The sequence below is a fragment of the Mesorhizobium sp. WSM4847 genome (assembly GCF_055811335.1).
Genome location: NZ_JBVVPY010000004.1, coordinates 175,504 through 192,403, shown reverse-complemented (window position 1 = coordinate 192,403; position 16,900 = coordinate 175,504). Strand labels below are relative to the sequence as shown.

General features: G+C 62.6%; 16 protein-coding genes and 1 riboswitch. Of the genes, 6 read left to right on the top strand and 10 right to left on the bottom strand.

The window, feature by feature from the left end; translation table 11 throughout:
- Positions 1 to 2: 2 nt before the first annotated feature.
- A complete protein-coding gene (locus tag AC0L28_RS07290; protein WP_287063957.1) occupies positions 3 to 1,118 on the bottom strand; it encodes an FAD-binding oxidoreductase in 1,116 nt (371 codons plus the stop codon).
- Positions 1,119 to 1,141: 23 nt separating this feature from the next.
- On the bottom strand, positions 1,142 to 2,389 hold the full coding sequence (locus AC0L28_RS07285) for an aromatic ring-hydroxylating oxygenase subunit alpha (RefSeq protein WP_287226680.1): 1,248 nt from the start codon (positions 2,387 to 2,389) through the stop codon (positions 1,142 to 1,144).
- 113 nt (positions 2,390 to 2,502) lie between these two features.
- Positions 2,503 to 2,705, bottom strand: a riboswitch (cobalamin riboswitch).
- A 507-nt stretch (positions 2,706 to 3,212) separates the two neighbouring features.
- On the opposite strand from AC0L28_RS07285, the gene AC0L28_RS07280 reads away from it, so the two are divergent.
- The 3 genes from AC0L28_RS07280 to AC0L28_RS07270 all read left to right on the top strand — a co-directional run bounded on the left by AC0L28_RS07280 (position 3,213) and on the right by AC0L28_RS07270 (position 4,022).
- Entirely contained in the window at positions 3,213 to 3,419 is a 207-nt protein-coding gene (locus AC0L28_RS07280) for a DUF680 domain-containing protein (RefSeq protein ID WP_473476491.1), read from the top strand.
- Between the two features lie 67 nt (positions 3,420 to 3,486).
- Positions 3,487 to 3,711, top strand: coding sequence for a DUF680 domain-containing protein (locus tag AC0L28_RS07275; protein ID WP_023796853.1), 225 nt, complete (start codon positions 3,487 to 3,489; stop codon positions 3,709 to 3,711).
- 74 nt (positions 3,712 to 3,785) lie between these two features.
- Positions 3,786 to 4,022, top strand: coding sequence for a DUF680 domain-containing protein (locus AC0L28_RS07270; RefSeq protein ID WP_023796852.1), 237 nt, complete (start codon positions 3,786 to 3,788; stop codon positions 4,020 to 4,022).
- A gap of 190 nt (positions 4,023 to 4,212) precedes the next feature.
- On the opposite strand, the gene AC0L28_RS07265 is transcribed toward AC0L28_RS07270, so the two are convergent.
- From AC0L28_RS07265 to AC0L28_RS07245, 5 genes are all read right to left on the bottom strand, one after another.
- Positions 4,213 to 5,325 (bottom strand): ABC transporter ATP-binding protein, encoded by a 1,113-nt coding sequence (locus AC0L28_RS07265; RefSeq protein WP_023796851.1) that lies wholly within the window; start codon positions 5,323 to 5,325, stop codon positions 4,213 to 4,215.
- A gap of 25 nt (positions 5,326 to 5,350) precedes the next feature.
- Positions 5,351 to 7,015 carry a beta-galactosidase BglA gene (gene bglA / locus AC0L28_RS07260; protein ID WP_473476488.1) on the bottom strand — a complete coding sequence of 555 codons (1,665 nt, stop codon included), beginning with the start codon at positions 7,013 to 7,015 and terminating at the stop codon, positions 5,351 to 5,353.
- A gap of 4 nt (positions 7,016 to 7,019) precedes the next feature.
- Positions 7,020 to 8,174, bottom strand: coding sequence for a carbohydrate ABC transporter permease (locus AC0L28_RS07255; RefSeq protein ID WP_027151438.1), 1,155 nt, complete (start codon positions 8,172 to 8,174; stop codon positions 7,020 to 7,022).
- Between the two features lies 1 nt (position 8,175).
- A complete protein-coding gene (locus AC0L28_RS07250) occupies positions 8,176 to 9,189 on the bottom strand; it encodes a carbohydrate ABC transporter permease (RefSeq protein ID WP_023796848.1) in 1,014 nt (337 codons plus the stop codon).
- Between the two features lie 230 nt (positions 9,190 to 9,419).
- Positions 9,420 to 10,775: an ABC transporter substrate-binding protein gene (locus AC0L28_RS07245; RefSeq protein WP_473476485.1), complete on the bottom strand. Its 1,356-nt coding sequence runs from the start codon at positions 10,773 to 10,775 to the stop codon at positions 9,420 to 9,422.
- 361 nt (positions 10,776 to 11,136) lie between these two features.
- Here AC0L28_RS07245 and AC0L28_RS07240 point away from each other — a divergent pair, with 361 nt between their 5' ends.
- The 3 genes from AC0L28_RS07240 (at position 11,137) to AC0L28_RS07230 (ending at position 13,708) form a co-directional block, all read left to right on the top strand.
- Positions 11,137 to 12,159, top strand: coding sequence for a substrate-binding domain-containing protein (locus AC0L28_RS07240; RefSeq protein WP_473476483.1), 1,023 nt, complete (start codon positions 11,137 to 11,139; stop codon positions 12,157 to 12,159).
- Positions 12,160 to 12,510: 351 nt separating this feature from the next.
- Positions 12,511 to 12,933 carry a GFA family protein gene (locus tag AC0L28_RS07235; protein ID WP_031254029.1) on the top strand — a complete coding sequence of 141 codons (423 nt, stop codon included), beginning with the start codon at positions 12,511 to 12,513 and terminating at the stop codon, positions 12,931 to 12,933.
- Between the two features lie 145 nt (positions 12,934 to 13,078).
- The gene (locus AC0L28_RS07230) at positions 13,079 to 13,708 is read left to right on the top strand and encodes an imm11 family protein (RefSeq protein ID WP_473476480.1); all 630 of its coding nucleotides are present in this window, start codon (positions 13,079 to 13,081) and stop codon (positions 13,706 to 13,708) included.
- 161 nt (positions 13,709 to 13,869) lie between these two features.
- Here the strand turns inward: AC0L28_RS07230 and AC0L28_RS07225 are convergent, their stop codons facing one another.
- Genes AC0L28_RS07225 through AC0L28_RS07215 form a run of 3 tightly spaced genes read right to left on the bottom strand, consistent with a single transcriptional unit; the run spans position 13,870 to position 16,593 of the window.
- Positions 13,870 to 15,372 (bottom strand): S8 family serine peptidase, encoded by a 1,503-nt coding sequence (locus tag AC0L28_RS07225; protein ID WP_473476478.1) that lies wholly within the window; start codon positions 15,370 to 15,372, stop codon positions 13,870 to 13,872.
- Entirely contained in the window at positions 15,362 to 16,030 is a 669-nt protein-coding gene (locus AC0L28_RS07220) for an anti-sigma factor (RefSeq protein WP_473476476.1), read from the bottom strand. Before AC0L28_RS07220 ends, AC0L28_RS07225 begins: the two co-directional genes overlap by 11 nt.
- Entirely contained in the window at positions 16,027 to 16,593 is a 567-nt protein-coding gene (locus AC0L28_RS07215) for a sigma-70 family RNA polymerase sigma factor (RefSeq protein WP_027151444.1), read from the bottom strand. Before AC0L28_RS07215 ends, AC0L28_RS07220 begins: the two co-directional genes overlap by 4 nt.
- Positions 16,594 to 16,900: the final 307 nt, after the last annotated feature.

The window sequence follows — 16,900 nt, the reverse complement described above, 5'->3', positions numbered from 1 at the left end:
GGTCAGGCGTCGATCTCGAGCGCCGTCAGCGGCTTCGAACAGCAGGCCAGGATGAAGCCGTCGTCGATCTCGTGATCGAGGATGCCGCCATTGTGGCTCATCTCGACTGTGCCCGAGACCTTTTTCACCTTGCAGGTTCCGCACAGGCCGAACTCGCAGGCTGCGGGAATTCGTACGCCCGAAGCGCGCGCCGTCTGCAGCACGGTCTGGCCGGCAACGCAGTCGGCATCGATATCCGAAAGCGAAAAGCGGATCGGCGTTGCGGCCTCGGCAGGTACCTCGACCCCACCCTTTGCCGGCCCACCCTCTGGCGGCGAACCGAACGGGGCCGGTATTTCCTCCACCGCCGGGGCCGCAAAGCTCTCCTGATGGTAGTTGGCCATGTCGAAGCCGGCCGCCTCCAGCATCTGCCGCACGGCGCGCATGAACGGGTCGGGGCCGCAGCAGAAAATTTCGCGCTCGCGAAAATCGGGCGCCAGCAGCGGCAGCCTTATCGCGTCGATCCGGCCCATATGGCCGAACCAGCCCTCACGGCTGGACCGCTCCTCGATCATGAAGCCGAGCGTCAGGCCCGGCATGCGGCTGCCGAGCAGCTCGAGTTCCTTGCGGAAGATGATCTCCTCGGGCTTTCGCGCGCAGTTGACGAAGCCGACATCGGTCCATGGCGCGCAGTCGTTCAGCCAGCGCAGCATCGACATCATCGGCGTCACGCCGGAGCCGGCCGAAATGAACAGATACTTGGCCGCGGGATGGCTGTGCAGCGAAAAGTCGCCCGCCGGCCCATAGGCCTTCACGTGAACGCCGGGCTTCAGATTGTCGAACATCCAGCGGGTGCCGAGGCTGCCGGCCTGCGCTTTCACCGTCACCGCGATCGAGAACGGCCGCGACGGCGAGGACGACAGCGTATAGGTCCGCATCAGCGGGCCCTCGGTGGTCGGCAGTTCCAGCGTCACGAACTGCCCCGGTCTGTAGCGGAACCAGGTCTGGTTGTCAGAGCGGAAGGTGAAGGTCTTCACGTCAGGCGCCTCGTCGCTGACGCCGATGACTTCCAGCACCTGGAGCCTGTCGTTCCAGGGCGCCATCTCGTCGAGATGGCGGTAGAGGCCAAGGTCCGTCATCGCATTCATCCCCTTGACCCCGTTCAGGCGACGCTGCGCAGCGCCGGCCGCCCGGCCTCGGCAAGGCGCGGCCCGATGAAGGAGGCGTACCATTCGACGAACTGGATGACGCCGCCCTCATGCAGTTCCGAATAGGGGCCGGGCTCATAGGCCGGCGACAGGATGCCGAAGGCGTTTTCCTCGACGATGCGACGGTCCTGGTCGTTGGTCTCGGTCCAGACATGGGTGAGTTCGGCGAGGTCGTAATCGACGCCTTCGACCGCGTCCTTGTGGACAAGCCATTTGGTGGTGACGGCCGTTTCCGTGGCACTGATCGGCAGCACGCGGAAGGTGACGGCATGATCGCCGAGGATATGGTTCCAGGTCGTCGGATAGTGATAGAGCAGCAGCGAGCCGATACGGTCGGTGGAAACGCTGTCGGAAAGGTTCTTCTTCACCGCGCGTCTTCCCGTCATCGTGTAGCTGACGGCGTCGCGCAGCAGCGGCGCGCGGGTGGCGCGATACTGCCCGGCCGGATCGATGCGGAACTTGCTCGGCAGGCCTGCCGCCTCGCATTTCGCCCAGTGCGCGAGCATCTCCGGATCGCTGTCGGCGCCCTGCACGCCGGTGACGGTCGGCGCTTCCGGGAATGTCTTGCAGAGTTCCGGATGGTTGCCGGCGCAATGATAGCACTCGCGGTTGTTCTCCCAGACGAGCTTCCAGTTGCCCTTCTCGACGATGGTCGATTCGAAGGCGATTTTTGCCTCGCGCAGCCGGTGCGGCAGGAGGTAAGGCTCGATCATGGCGCGCATCGGCGCGAAGTCGGCCGGCTCGTTGGCCAGGCAGATGAAGATGTAGCCGCCAACGCTTTCGCACGCCACCGGCTTCAGGCTGAACTGGCTCTTGTCGAAGCCGTCTGCCATCTGGCGAGCAAACAACAGCCGGCCGTCCAGCTCGTAGGTCCACTGGTGATAGGGGCAGACCAGCTTCGCCGCAGTGCCCTTGTCGGCATTGCAGACACGGCTGCCGCGATGCCGGCAGGAATTGTGGAAGGCATTGATCTTGCCTTGCTGGTCGCGGACCAGCACGACCGGATAGTCGCCGATCTGGGCGGTGATATAGCTGCCAGCTTTCGGCAACTCGCAATCGTGGCCGATGAACAGCCAGTCGCGATACCAGATCAGCTCCATGTCGAGCTTGAAGAAATCTGGATCGGTGTAGAAGGGCTGCTCGAGCGAATAGCCTTGCCTGCGGCCGTGCAAGAGCCTCAGCATGTCGTTGCGCGCGTCCATGTCCTGTCCTCGTGTAAGGACTGAACTGGTGGTGATGGAGGGAGGACCGTTTGCACGCCGGCAAAAGGGCCGGACGTGCATCATCCACCTCTTGACCGCCCACCGCGATCAGTCGAGTCTGAAAATCTCGGGCTGGTTTCCGGGCTCTGGAGTGTCCTTGCGGACTCGTCGCGACACCTTCCCAGGCTTGTGGCCCAGTGGTCTCCCGTTGCGACTTGAACTCCACCACCGTTGCGGGGGCAGCGCCGGGTTCTGACCGGCTTCCCAATTCTCCGCTTCGTCGTCACCAAGCGGCACCTGAGATGGCGTGATCTAATCATGCCGGCCGGCTGACTGCCGGCATGAAAGCGACATCGTATCCATGCGGCGCGACACCGCCGGCGAAACCTGCAGGTTTATATCTGCAGGGCTGAAACCCGCTTTGTCGGCGGCCATTGTCGGCTGCCGTGACATCGAATCCGACCCGCGGCGGAGACCAGGAAGGTTAACAGTTTACAAAAGTGACTATTAGCCGCTTCTAAAATCGAACCGAACGGTTCGTTTCTGTTGACAATGCGTGCAGCACGCAGTGAACGCAGATCCGCCAATCCGTCAAATCGTCGAGCGGCAAATTTGGCATAAGATATTGAAAACGAACCATAAAACCATAGTGGTAGATGCCTCTGGTACAATTTCAAGGTGTAGATTCTTGGTCCACACGGAACAACTTCGTGATTGGAATCCGCCGAATGGCCTTCCCACATCGGGGCTATCCGAACGACGCGCGCATCCTCCCAAGACACGCCGCTAGACGGACTGAAGACCAAGATACTGGAGTACTAAAATGAAAAAGATCGCTCTTACTGCCGCCGCCGCTCTGGCCATCACCGGCAGCGCCTTTGCCGGCAGCGACCATTATGGGTCCAACGCCGCCAACCAGCCGGCCGTCGCGGTCGACAGCTCGTATACGGCCTCTGTCCAGATGCCGGCTCACGCTGAAAAGCAGCCCGTTGGCCAGGGCGCCGACCGCAACCTTTTCGGCAACAATTAACAGCTGGTCCCAAACAGCAAAGTGGCGGTCCGCCGCTCGGGATCTGAGGAACTCAGGAGTATTTGAAATGAAGAAGCTCATTCTTGCCACCGCCGCCATTGTGGCCATCTCCGGCAGCGCTTTTGCCGGCAGCGACAACTTTGGATCGAACGGCGCCAACCAGCCGGCCGCTGCGGTCGACAGCAACTCGTACACGGCTTCGATTCGGAATTCGGCTTCGGCGCAGAATCCGGTTCCGGCTGACGAGAAACCCGTCAACGGCAGCGACCGTAACCTGTTCGGCAACAACTAACAGTTCGTTCCAACAGCGGCGGCGGCATTTGCCCGCCGGGCTGGCGGAACCAAGAAAATCCAGGAGTTTTGAAAATGAAGAAGATCGTTCTTACCGCCGCCGCGCTTTTGATTGCTGCGGGCGGCGCTTTTGCCGGTAGCGACAACTTTGGCAGAACCGACATCAACAAGCAGGCGACCATCAACGTCGACAACACGCAGACTTCTTCGGTACGCAATACCGGCTCGCCGGTCTACAAGCTGCTCAACTCGTCGGGCGACGTACAGAAGTCCGCCCCGCAGGGCAGCGACCGGAACCTGTTCGGCCGCTAGCGCATCGGCCCGAAAATCGGTTCCGATTTTCGGAAAGCACGATGTGCAGGGTTAAAGTGTTGGAGCGTACCTTTGTGCGTCCACTTGGACGCACGTCGCTCTAACAGCGACCGGAACGCACAAGAGTGGCGGCTTTGCCCGCCGCTCTCGTTTTTGGGTCACCAAACATCCATCAGTTCGGCTGCTGCTCTCAGGCTGCCTTTGCTTCCGCTTTGTGGAGCGTGAATGAATGTCCGTCGGCATCGAAAATATGCAGGTCGCCGGCATCGGCATTCAACCGCAGCGCAGCGCCGCGCTTGACCCCGACATTGCCTGGCAGCTTGGTGACCAGCGGCAGGTCGGCGCGGCCGATGTCGACATAGACGAGCTGGACCTCGCCGAGTTGCTCGACATAATCCACCGTTCCCTCGAAAAGATAATCCGCACCGGTGGCGATCGTCAGATCTTCCGGCCGCACGCCGAAGCTCACCGAAGCGCCCTTCACCGACGCCGGCGTGGCGATCGGCACCGTCGCCTTGCGCCCGCCGACATGACTGACGATGGTCGGGTCGCCTGATTTGTCGATCGTCGCCGGCAGGATGTTCATGGCCGGCGAGCCGATGAACTGGGCGACGAACAGATTGCCGGGTCTCTTGTAGAGCTCCATCGGCGTGCCGACCTGCTCGATATGGCCCTCCTTGAGCACCACGATGCGGTCGGCCAGCGTCATCGCCTCGACCTGGTCGTGGGTGACGTAGATCATCGTTGTAGCAGGCATCGATTCCTTGAGCTTGGCGATCTCGATGCGGGTGGCGACGCGCAGCGCCGCGTCGAGGTTCGACAGCGGCTCGTCGAACAGGAAGACCTTGGGGTTGCGCACGATGGCGCGGCCGATGGCGACGCGCTGGCGCTGGCCGCCCGACATCGCCTTGGGCAGGCGGTCGAGATATTTGGTCAGCTGCAGGATTTCCGCCGCCTGGCGCACCCGCTTGTCGATCTCGGCCTTGCTCTCCTTGCCGATCTTCATCGAGAACGCCATGTTGTCGTAGACAGTCATGTGCGGATAGAGCGCATAGGACTGGAACACCATGGCGATGCCGCGCTTCGACGGCGGCACGTCGTTCACCACCTCGCCGTCGATCTTGAGCTCGCCGGAGGTGATTTCCTCAAGCCCAGCGATCGACCGCAGCAAGGTCGACTTGCCACAGCCCGAAGGGCCGACGAAGACGATGAACTCGCCCGACTTTATGTCGAGGTCGATGCCATGGAGAATGTTGAGATTGCCGTATGATTTCTTCACTTGCCTTAGCGTGACATCGGCCATGGGTTCCCTCCAGTGAATTGCAAATTCAGTCGATACGCCCGAACCAGGCGCCGTAGCCGCCGAGGCGGATAAAGCCGGCGTCAGTCTGTCCCGAAAACCCGTGCCCCGGCAAGGGCTGCAGCGAGCGTCCGCCGAGATTGACTTCGGCCGGTCGGCTGCCGAGATTGAAGGCGCAGACGATCTGCTCATTGCCCTCGCGGCGCGTGAAGGCGACCGTATCGCCCTGGCTTTCGATGAACTCGATCTCGCCCTTGGCCAGCGCCGGATACAGGTGGCGGAAAGCGAGAAAGCGCCGGTAGTGTTCGAGCAGCGAGTTGTCGTCGCCCTGCTGCACATCGACCGCCTGCGAAAGGTGCTTGGCAGGCACGGGCAGCCAGGGCTTTGCCGTGGAGAAGCCGCCATTGCCGTCGGCGCCATTCCAGACCATCGGCGTGCGGCAGCCGTCGCGGCCCTTGAATTCCGGCCAGAACCGGATGCCGTAGGGGTCCTGCAGATCCTCGAATTGCAATTCCGCTTCGCCAAGACCGAGTTCCTCGCCCTGGTAGATGCAGACCGAGCCGCGCAGCGACATCAGCAGCGCCGAGATCACCTTGAGATAAGCGGTCTGGTCGGCCTCGCCGGCCGCCCAGCGCGAGGCAGTGCGCATCACGTCGTGGTTGGAGAAGGCCCAACACGACCAGCCGTCGCTGGCGACCTCGCCAAAGGCTTCCAGCACCGAACGCACCTTTGCCGCGCTGATCTTTTCGGGCGCCAGGAAGTCGAATGAATAGCACATGTGCACGCGCTTGCTGCCGGCGGTATAGGCCGCCACCACCTCCAGTCCGCGCTGCGAATCGCCGACTTCGCCAACCGCCGCCGTCGCCGGATATTCGTCGAGCAGGGCGCGGAAGCGTTCGAGGAAGCCAAGGTTTTCGGGGCGGCTCTTGTCGTAGAGATGGTCCTGGTAGTTGTAGGGGTTGACGGAAGGAGCGGTCTGGTCGTTGCGCTGTTCGGGCGGCAGCGGCGGATTGTCCTCGAGGCCCTGGCTGTGGAAGTAGAAATTGATGGTGTCGAGGCGGAAACCGTCGACGCCGCGCTCCAGCCAGAAGCGGGTGACATCGAGCAGCGCGTCCTGGACTGCGCGGCTGTGGAAGTTGAGATCGGGCTGCTCGGCCAGGAAATTATGCAGGTAATATTGCTGGCGGCTGGTGTCCCACTGCCAGGCCGAACCGCCGAAGATCGACAGCCAGTTGTTGGGTGGCGTGCCGTCGGGCCTGGCGTCGCCCCAGACATACCAGTCGGCCTTCGGATTGGTGCGGCTCGAGCGGCTTTCCTTGAACCACGGATGGATGTCGGCGGTATGCGACAGCACCTCGTCGATCATCACCTTGAGCCCGAGCCTGTGCGCCTCGGCGGTCAGAGCGTCGAAATCGGCCAGCGTGCCGAACATCGGATCGACGTCGCAATAGTCGGACACGTCGTAGCCGAAATCCTTCATCGGCGACTTGAAGAACGGCGAGATCCAGATGGCATCGACGCCGAGCGCCGCGATATAGGGCAGCCTGCCGATGATGCCCCTGAGGTCGCCGATGCCGTCGCCGTTCGAGTCCTGATAGCTGCGCGGATAGATCTGGTAGATCACGGCACCTCGCCACCAGTCGCGGTCGACGGCGAAGTCGGGACTCAACGTCGCTTTCACAGCGGATTGCATGATCTCAGCCTCCCTTCACCGAGCCGGCGAGCAGCCCGCGGACGAAATAGCGCTGCAGCGAGAAGAACACGATCAGCGGCACGACAATGGTGATGAAGGCCGATGTCGTCAGGATCTCCCAGTCGCCGCCGCGCGAGCCGAGCAACGCGTTGAGCTTGGCGGTCAGCACGATCTGGTCGCCCTCGGTGCCGAGGAAAACCATCGCGACCAGCAGATCGTTCCACACCCACAGGAACTGGAAGATGGCGAAAGAGGCCAGCACCGGGAACGACAGCGGCAGCACGATCTTGACGAAGATCTCGAAATCGCTGGCGCCGTCGATGCGCGCCGATTCCATGATTTCTCGTGGCAGGCCGGCAATGTAGCTTCTCAAGAGATAGATGGCGAAGGGCAGGCCGAAGCCGGTATGCGCCAGCCAGATGCCGAGATAGGTTTTCGACGGCACGCCGAAGAAGCTGCCGACGCCGTTGTAAAGCTTCAGCAGCGGGATCAGCGACATCTGCAGCGGCACGACCAGGAGCCCGATGATCACCGCGATGAGCAACGCCCGGCCGGGAAAGCGCATCCAGGCCAGCGCATAGGCCGCGAACGCCGCGATCAGGATCGGGATGACGGTCGCCGGAATGGTGACGGTCAGCGAATTCATGAAGGAGCGGCCGATGCCTTCCGAAAACAGCACCGTATTGTAATTGTCGGTGGTGAATTTCGGCGGCGCCGACGAGGCGTAGTAGACGCGCTGGCCACGCTCGCCCTCGAACGGCTTGGTCGAGGTCATGACGAAACTGCCGTCGGGGTTGAGTTGCAAGGTCTCGCCGTCACCGAGATCGGCTGTGGTGCCGGCGGGATATTGCGTCGGCGCCGACGACTTGACGCCAAAGGCGCTGATGTCGCGGGCCGGATCATCGCCGAAGATGTTGCCCTCGAGGACGAACTTGCCGTCCTTCTCGACTTGCGCCGAGGCGGGTGGCAGCCGCCCCGCTTCCGTCTGCGTGGAACTGGCGAACGAGTTCCACCAGCCCGAGGCGATGATCTGGTCCTTGTCGCGCAGCGACGAGACGAGAATGCCGAGCGTCGGGATCGTCCAGATCGCGACGAAGAGGAAGACCGCGATATGGACGCCGAAACGGCTGGCAAAGGACTTTCCGGTCGAGACGGCCATCTCAATGTCCTCCCGTCTCTTTGTTGGCCTGGCGGATGTTCCAGATCATGATCGGAATGACCGCGATCATGATGATGATGGCGATGGTGGCGCCACGGCCGAAATCGCCGCCGCCGCGGAACATCCAGTCGAACATCAGATTGGCCAGCACCTGGCTGTTCCATTGGCCGTTGGTCATCGTCAGCACGATGTCGAAAACCTTCAGCACCAAGATGGTGATGGTGGTCCAGACGACGGCGATCGTTCCCCAGATCTGCGGCACCATGATCTTCCAGAAGATCTGGAACGGATTGGCGCCGTCGATGACGGCCGCCTCCAGCGTCTCCTCGGGAATGCCCCGCAAGGCAGAGGACAGGATGACCATGGCAAAGCCGGTCTGGATCCAGATCAGGATGATCATCAGGAAGAAATTGTTCCAGAACGGCAGCGATATCCAGACCTGCGGCTGGCCGCCGAAATATTGGATGATGGCGTTGAGCAGGCCGATCTGCGTCTGGCCAGCACCACGATACTCGTAGATGAACTTCCAGATGACGCTGGCGCCGACGAACGAGATGGCCAGCGGCAGGAAGATGAGGCTCTTGGCGATGGTGCCCCACCAGATCTTGTCGGTGAGGACGGCGATGATCAGCCCGAGGAAGGTGCAGGCGGCAGGCACGACCGCCAGCCAGATGATGTTGTTGAGGATGGAGGTGCGGAATTCGCGGTCGCCGAAGGCCCATTCATAATTGGCGAAGCCGACGAAATTGGCGCCACCGCGATCGAGGAACGACAGCCTCAGCGTCTCCACGACCGGGTAGATCAGGTAGATGGTGAGGATGATCATGGCCGGGCCGACGAACAGCCACGGCCGGATCATCCCCTGCCGGCGCAGATTGTCGATGGCCGCCGCACCTGCAACGCCGCGCGACGGGAAGATGATGTCCACCAGCTTGTTGGCGCCCCAGAAATAGGCGACGCAGCCGCCGACGCCGACGACGATGACGAATATGGCCGAGAAAATCTGAGCCGCCACGGGTCCCTCCCTCTGCGCATGATCCGCCAGTCGGGAATGACTTTGGCGATGCGATCACAGGCCGATTCAGTTATTTGGAACGCGATCGGATGCAAGGCAGGGTTTTGCACTTGCTGGTCGCGCGTCATGCCGGAATGTGCTCATAAAAATTGCTGCTGTGCGGGCCGCCGGTCGGATCCGGGCCATCGAGGCCCGGATCCATGCAGGATCGGACGTTCAGCCGGGACCGCCTACTTGATCGCGTCCCAGCTCTTCTGGATGTCGGTGGCGACATCCTGGGCGGACTTGCCGCCGACGAGATCGATCATGCCGGTCCAGAAGGCGCCGGCGCCGATCTTGCCCGGCATCAGGTCGGACCCGTCGAAGCGGAAGGTCGAGGCCTCGGCGAGGATTTCGCCCTGCTTCTTCAGCGCGTCGCTGGCATAGGCGTCCTTGTTGACCGACTTGAACGGCGTCACGAAGCCGCCCTGGGCCATCCAGATCTCATGGGCGAGCGGCATCTTCAGGAATTCGATGAACGCGCGGGCACTCTTGCTATCCTTGGTGATCATGGCCAGCGTGCCGGCGCCGAGAACCGGGGTGCCGAGGTCGGGCTTGGCAGCGTAAGGTGGGAAGTAGAAGAAGTCGGCGTCCTGGCCGATCTCGGTGCCTTCCGGGAAGAAGGTTGGGATGAACGACGCCTGGTGGTGCAAATAGCATTTCGGCGGCACCGAGAACAGGCCTTTCGGGCTGTCGCGAAAATCGGTCGCCGCCACCGCCTTGGCGCCGCCGTCGACCATCTCGTCGTCGGTCGCGATCTTGCCGAAAATGTCGATGGCGTTGACCACCGCGGGGTCGTTGAACGGAATCTCGTTCTTCACCCACTTGTCGTAGGTCTCGGGCGTCTGGGTGCGCAGCATGATGTCCTCGACCCAGTCGGTCGCCGGCCAGCCGGTGGCGCCGCCAGAACCGAGCCCGATGCACCATGGCGTGCCGCCGTCGGCGATGATCTGCTTTTCGAGCTCGGCGAGCTCTTCCTGCGTCTTCGGCACCTCGTAGTCGGCTTCCTCGAAATTGTCCGGCGAGTACCAGACCAGCGATTTCACGTCGGCCTTGTAGGGGAAGGCGAAAAAGCCCGGCTTGCCATCCTTGTCCTTGAAGGTGCCGAGATCGACCCATGACTGGCCAGCGCCGTAATTGTCCTTGATCCAGTTGGCGGTGTCGTCGCCGAGCGGCGTCAGCAGGCCCTTGGACGCCAGATCCTGGATCAGGCCCGGCTGCGGCAGCACGGCGATGTTGGGCGGGCTGCCGGCCTGCGTGTCGATGACGATCTGCTGTTCGTAATTTTCCGACGAGGAGTATTTGACCTCGGCGCCGGTGGCTTCCGAGAAATAGTCGAGAACGGTGCGGATGAGGCCCTCGTCCTCGCCGCGCCATGGCCCGAAGATCGACAGCGTCTCGCCCTTGAGGTCGACTTTCTTGAGCTCTTCGTAATTCGCCCAGTTGAAGCGGGGGTCTTCGCCCGGCTTGAACTTCAGTTCGGCTTGCGCCGGTGCGCCCAGGGCGAGCGCGACAAAGGCGGCGCTCAGCAGAAGCATTTTCCTCATTGGTATTCCCTCCCAGTGGTGACAGGCACCGGACGGAACCTCCATTCCGTCCGCCGACGCAGCAGGACTGTGACTCACTCGGAAAGGAACCGCAACCTTTCGAAGAGTCTTCCAAAGCGCTTTGGTCTTTGCAATCACGCCACTGAATTATTCAGAAGTCAAGAGCCTGGTAAACTAATCGATTTAATTTCACGGCCACAAGAGCAAACAAAGTGCGCTGCAGCACCATTTTGGGCGCTGCAACAGCAAATTTTGCTTCAAACCGGTTACAAAGGGTGCTTATGATCTTCGCATCGGTAGCGCTTGCCGCCGTGGCGCGAGCGACCCAAAGTTAAAGCGCTTTGAGGCTTGGAGGCCTCCGGTGAACCTCAAACAGCTTTCCCACATGCTGGCGCTTTCGCAGACGACGGTAAGCCGCGCGCTGAACGGCTACCCGGAAGTCAACGAGGAAACGCGCCGGCGGGTGATCGACGCCGCCAAGCGCCACGGCTATCGCCCCAACCCGAGCGCGCGTCGGCTGGCTACCGGCAAGACCGGGATGATCGGTTATGTCTTGCCGACCGGGGCGGCCGTCGACATCGACCCGCATTTCGTCGAATTCCTCTCCGGTCTCGGCGACTACGCCCGTTCGCACGAACTCGACCTGGTGCTGTCCCCCGCCGATGCCGACGATCAGGAGACGACCTATCGGCGCATCGTCGCAAACCGGCAGGTCGACGCCGTCTACATCTCCTCGCCGAGGCCGGCCGACCGGCGGGTGGCGCTGGTCAGCACGCTCGGCATCCCCTTTATCGTCCATGGCCGCAGTGAAGGGCTCGATTTCGATTACCCTTTCACCGACATCGACAATGAGGGCGCCTTCCACGAGGCGGCACGGTTGCTCGTCCAACTCGGTCACCGGCGGCTGGCGCTGATCAACGGCGACGGCCGCGAGACCTTCGCCATTCACCGCGAGCGTGGTGTGCGCCGAGCGCTGGCGGCAAGCGGTCTGGCGCTTGGCGAAGGCGATGTCTGTTCCCTCGCCATGACCGAGGAGAACGGCTACCGCGCCGCCAGCCGCTTACTTGAGCAAAGCGATGCGCCGACCGCGATCGCCTGCTCCAGCCTGATCATGGCGCTCGGCGTCGTGCGAGCGGTGCGCGATCTCGGCCTGACCATTCCGGGCGACCTGTCGCTGATCGCCCATGACGACGTCTTCCCTTGGCTGAAGCCGGAGAATTTTTCGGTGCCGTTGTCGACGACGCGTTCGTCGATCCGTTTGGCCGGCGCTCGTATCGCCGAGCGGCTGGCGGCGCGGATTTCGGGGTTGGAGGAGGGCGCCCGCGGCGAAGTCTGGCCGGTCGACCTGGTCATCAGGGGATCGGTCGCCGGCGCACCTGGCTAAGGATCACTCGATCGACTGAGTTCGACCCTTTGGGACCTGCGCGGTCTTGCGGGAGTATGACAAGGTCGCTCGCGAATGCGCGCGACGGCGTCGATCTTCCCGCTATCTGCCTCGCCTGGTCGAACTGGAACTGATCGACCGCGATCGCCGTGTAGTCGAGAGACGCATCAGAAAGGCCCGGGAAATGCGCTGCGGTTGACAGCTTCCGTGAGCCGCATCATTGTTGGCGTTGCGCATCCCGATCCTCGATAGGGTCACGTCCTACGCGTTGCCTGTCTGCAACAGCGGTTCGAACTGCGCCTCACCCCTACACCGCAAAGTTGTTTCACCGAGAAAGACGGAGGATTCTCAATGGCCGATGCCCAATGCGTATGCGGCGCACTCAGACTTATGATGCGAGAGCCAACAAAATTGGTTGCCGCGTGTCATTGTTTAGCTTGCCAACGGCGAACCGGTACATCATTCAGCGTCAACGCGTTCTATGCGACTGATACCGTCGCGATTTCGGGAGCTGCAAGGGAGTTCATTCGCGTTGCCGATAGCGGCCGCAATGTACGCATGTATTTTTGCCCGACCTGTGGTTCGACAGTCTATTGGAAGCCTGATGCTCTGCCTACGATGATCGGCGTAGCCGTTGGCGCATTGGCCGATCCAAACTTCCCGGCCCCAACCGTGTCGATCTTCGAGCGATATCAACATCATTGGGTAACTCTTGCGGAAGAGGTCGAGCGCTTCCAGGCAAGTCTGATACAAGAGTACTCGCCTGATATCTGACGCCCGCGGCGAAGCCTGGCCGGTCGATCTGGTGGTCAGGGGATCGGTCGCCGGCGCACCGGCCTAGTGGTCAAACTCAATCACTCTGAGCGACCGAGTTCGACCCGGTTGCGGACCTTCCGACGATTACCAGCAGTTGCTAACCTTGCTTGCCAGCATTACTAACTATTCCGAAATCGCCGGCGCCGACCAGGGCGCGGACTTCGGACGTCGCGGCGATCCAGTCGATGGCGATCGCCGGAAGGTGTTCCCGGCCGGGTTAGAATTCCATCCGGTCACGAATTCGGCGAGGCTGGAAGATGGAACGTGGGTGGACAAATCGGCCACCTACCAGGGCGTCCCGATCGATCCCACCCACCTGCCCACGAAGATAAAGGTGGGAGGGGGGAAGATCATGCCGGCGGACCTGATGATGCACAACTCCTTCTTCGTCAGTGGCAAATTCCGTGAGGTGGTCGAGAAACTGGAGCCCGGCCTGCATCAATTCGTTCCAGTCGAGCTGCTGTGGAAGGACGGCAGCCATGCCGCCCCCTATTTCTGGTTTTACCCATGCAACCGCATCGACGGCATGGATAGAGAGCAAACGACGCACGAGTTCCGCGAAAAGTCGGGACTCTGGATGAACAGACCCGGTGGTTCCTATGTCGTCAATCTGCAGCGGGTCGGCGGGCGCAACGTCTGGATCGACCCGCGCATGAGCGGGTTTGATCTTCCTTTCGTGTCAGAAACCTTCAAGCTGGCAATGTCAGAGGCCGGTGTCAGAGGCATCGGCTAACACGCGATGGAGACGACATAGCGCAAGGCCGCACTCCACCCATCTCGGTCATTTGCGGCAACCGGCTGATTGAGTTTTGACCCCAATATCTGTTGCCGAAAATCATGCAGCGGCTTCCGGAGAACGGCATACACAAAAGCAGAAGCGTTTAAGCTTTGGACCTATTCTTTCGCCGCCTCGGCCGCCTCTGCGGCCTCGATATCCAGCAGACCATAGCCGAAATCATTGTCTCGTCCCTTGGGGCCGAGATCCCTTGCCGTGGCGGCCAGCGCTTTCTCGACCCAGTCGGCGGAACGGTCGGGTGCGGTATGCAGCAGATTGGCGATCGCGCCGGTGACGATCGCTGCGGCAAACGAGGTGCCGGTGACGACATCCGAACCGGCGCCGCTCGGCGCCACCATCTCGACGCCGGGAGCGGAGAGGAAGACGTAGGCGCCGCGATTGGCCTGCTGCATCAGCCCGTCCTTGGCATCGGTGGCGGTCACCGCGATGACGCCGTCGAAGGCGGCCGGATAGCCGTAGGGCGCCTTCGGTCCGTTGTTGCCGGCGGCGGCGACCAGCACGATGCCCAAGGAGCGAGCATTGCGGCAGGCGACGCCGAGCAGGTCGTTCTTCGGGCCGACGAAGCTCATATTGATGATGCGGACGTCCTGCTCCGCCGCCCAGTCGAGCGCCGCAAGGATGACGTCCATCGTCGATTTGCCGCCCTCGAAGGCGCGGGCGTGGTAGATCCTGGCGCCCGGCGCCATGCCTTTGAGCGCGCCGACGCCGGCGATCAGGCCGTCGATCGAGGTGCCGTGATCGCGCGCCTCGATCGGCACGTCGGGCATGGCGTCGAACTGATCGGCGATGACGCCGCTTAGAGCCGGGTTGGTGTCGTCGATGGCGGTGTCGACGACGGCAATCCGCACGTTCTCGCCGCTCGCCCCTTTCGCATCGAGCGCAATGCGCTCGAAGGCATAGTTGACGATGGTGGCTGCCTGCTGCAGCGAGTAGATATGGTTGGGCTCGCGCCGCAAAGTACGGCCGTCGGCGGCAAGCTGCGCCAGCACGACGCCGAGCGGGCGGCCATCGGGAATGCCGAAGCGCACCAGCGTGGAGCCGAGCAACTGAGACTGGCGCTGCGAGCGCACCTCGAGGCCAAAGGAGGCGGCGATCTGCTGGACGGCATCGCCCTCCACCGTCACCAGCACCTCGTCCGGCACGAAATCACCGACGACGGCGCGCGGCGGCTCGGCCGCGACGAGATCGCTGGGCGAAACGATCGGGCCGCCCGCCGCAGCGGCTTGTATCGCTGTCGCACCGGCAGGCGGGACCGGCGGCGGCAACGCACCGCTGGTCGGATCGCGGCGCGGATCGGGCGTCGGCAGCGGCGCTTGGCCGCCGCCGATCGGATTGGGGAACAGGTCGACGATCAGCGCGGGAAGAAGCACCGCATTTGTCGCGGCAGGACCTGCGCCGGGTCTTTCGCCGCTGTTACCCCCAGGCCTTTCGCCGCCGGTGTCGCGCTTGATGCAGTCGGCCGCCGTCGCCCCTCGGTTGAGGCAGTCGATTTCAGTCTGCGTAAGGTTCGGATCATTGGTCTGCGCCAGGGCAGGCGCAGCGCCGATCATCATCGCCGCCACAAGCAGCGCCGCAAATCGGATGACCGCCTTAGCCGCCATCGACCGGTTTCCTTCCCTCGACCACAGCCTCCGCAAATGGCTGGGCGGCAATCAGGCTGAGCACTTTTTCATAGTCGGCTGCGGTCGTGGCCGGGATGCCGAGGCGGAACACCCCCTCGGCGGTCGGGCCGCCGGCAATCTTCAGCTGGTGCTCGCCAAGAAAAGCGACAATGTCGGCCATCTTCGCATCCGGCTTGAACGTGACCAGCGCGAACGGCATTTTCGCAAGATCGCCTTGCTGGCCGGCAATTTCGAAATCGCTGTCGATGCCGCCGGGCTGCTCAAACGACTGCACCACAACAAGCGCCAGCAGAGCCGCGGCCGCAGCCCAGGCGACGCCGGCGGGCACCGCCGTGAAGCGGCCCCACGCTTGCGCCAGCCAGGACGACGCTGCCGGCGCACGCGCTGGGCCGGCCTCGGCGTCGAGCGCCCGGGCGAAGCGGCTGAGCGCATCGGCCGGCGGACGGATCGCTTCATTGGATGCAGCGGTGCTGGAGAATTCGGCTTCGGCCTCGCCGAGTGCGGCAAGCGCTGCCGGGTCGGTCGCCAGCCATTCCTCGACGGCTTCGAGCTCTGCACCTTCCAGCGAGCCATTCAAATAGAACGGCAGCAGCGTTTCCATTTCATCGCGGCGCGACATCTTTTCAGCGGCGCTCATGGCCACCCCCTGTCGTAACCGGCCGCCTTGAGGGCCTCGCCGAGTTTCTTGCGGGCGTAGAACATTCTGGTCTTGACGGTGGCGACCGGGATACCGAGCACCTCGCCGATCTCGCTCACCGACTGTCCGTGGTAGTAGGCAAGGTCGATCACCGTTCGGTGTTCTTCCGGCAAGGCATCGATGAAGCGCCGCAACGCGGCGCCCTTGTCTTCCTTCATGGTGACGACTTCCGGAGAGTCGGCGCCGTCGGCGACCTGGGCCGCGTCATCGTCGTCGATCCAGTCTTCCTTTTTCTTGCGCAGCGACGACAGCGCCTTGAAGCGGGCGATACCGAGCAGCCATGTCGAGACTTCCGAGCGCCCCTCGAAGCCGGGCGCCTGGCGCCAGAGTTCGAGAAACACCTCGTTGGCGATATCGTCGGCCATCATTTCCGATCCCGTCTGGCGCACCACGAAGCGGTAGACCCGCGCGTGGTGGCGCATGAACAGGAGCCGCACGGCGGCACGGTCGCCTTTGGCGACCCGGCCGACAAGCGCGCGATCGGTTTCCGCGGCTGCCGTCATGGCCGGTCGAGCCGCCTGGCTCCTTTCTGCTCTGTCGCTGATCGGCCCAAAAAGGTTCACCGCTATCGCCCGGATTATCCTGAAAGCTAGCCGAAGAGCGGCAGCGTTGCCAGAGGGAGCTTCTTCCCTTCTCCCCCCTGTGGGAGAAGCTGGCCGAGCGAAGCTCGGTCGGATGACGGGTGCTGAACGGATCGCTACACCGAAGAAATAAGCGCTTCAAATCCCTCAATATTTTCACGCCGAGTTTCTTCCAACACCCCTCGTCCGTCTTGTCGCTTCGCGCCAATCCACCTTCTCCCACAGCGGG

Bases quoted from the DNA above. Each gene is read 5' to 3' on its own strand.
- AC0L28_RS07220 (WP_473476476.1), bottom strand. From the start codon at position 16,030: ATGAGCGCCGCTGAAAAGATGTCGCGCCGCGATGAAATGGAAACGCTG.
- AC0L28_RS07290 (WP_287063957.1), bottom strand. From the start codon at position 1,118: ATGACGGACCTTGGCCTCTACCGCCATCTCGACGAGATGGCGCCCTGG.
- AC0L28_RS07225 (WP_473476478.1), bottom strand. From the start codon at position 15,372: ATGGCGGCTAAGGCGGTCATCCGATTTGCGGCGCTGCTTGTGGCGGCG.
- AC0L28_RS07265 (WP_023796851.1), bottom strand. From the start codon at position 5,325: ATGGCCGATGTCACGCTAAGGCAAGTGAAGAAATCATACGGCAATCTC.
- AC0L28_RS07245 (WP_473476485.1), bottom strand. From the start codon at position 10,775: ATGAGGAAAATGCTTCTGCTGAGCGCCGCCTTTGTCGCGCTCGCCCTG.
- AC0L28_RS07235 (WP_031254029.1), top strand. From the start codon at position 12,511: ATGGCCGATGCCCAATGCGTATGCGGCGCACTCAGACTTATGATGCGA.
- AC0L28_RS07270 (WP_023796852.1), top strand. From the start codon at position 3,786: ATGAAGAAGATCGTTCTTACCGCCGCCGCGCTTTTGATTGCTGCGGGC.
- AC0L28_RS07285 (WP_287226680.1), bottom strand. From the start codon at position 2,389: ATGGACGCGCGCAACGACATGCTGAGGCTCTTGCACGGCCGCAGGCAA.
- AC0L28_RS07255 (WP_027151438.1), bottom strand. From the start codon at position 8,174: ATGGCCGTCTCGACCGGAAAGTCCTTTGCCAGCCGTTTCGGCGTCCAT.
- AC0L28_RS07275 (WP_023796853.1), top strand. From the start codon at position 3,487: ATGAAGAAGCTCATTCTTGCCACCGCCGCCATTGTGGCCATCTCCGGC.
- AC0L28_RS07215 (WP_027151444.1), bottom strand. From the start codon at position 16,593: ATGACGGCAGCCGCGGAAACCGATCGCGCGCTTGTCGGCCGGGTCGCC.
- AC0L28_RS07280 (WP_473476491.1), top strand. From the start codon at position 3,213: ATGAAAAAGATCGCTCTTACTGCCGCCGCCGCTCTGGCCATCACCGGC.
- bglA (WP_473476488.1), bottom strand. From the start codon at position 7,015: ATGCAATCCGCTGTGAAAGCGACGTTGAGTCCCGACTTCGCCGTCGAC.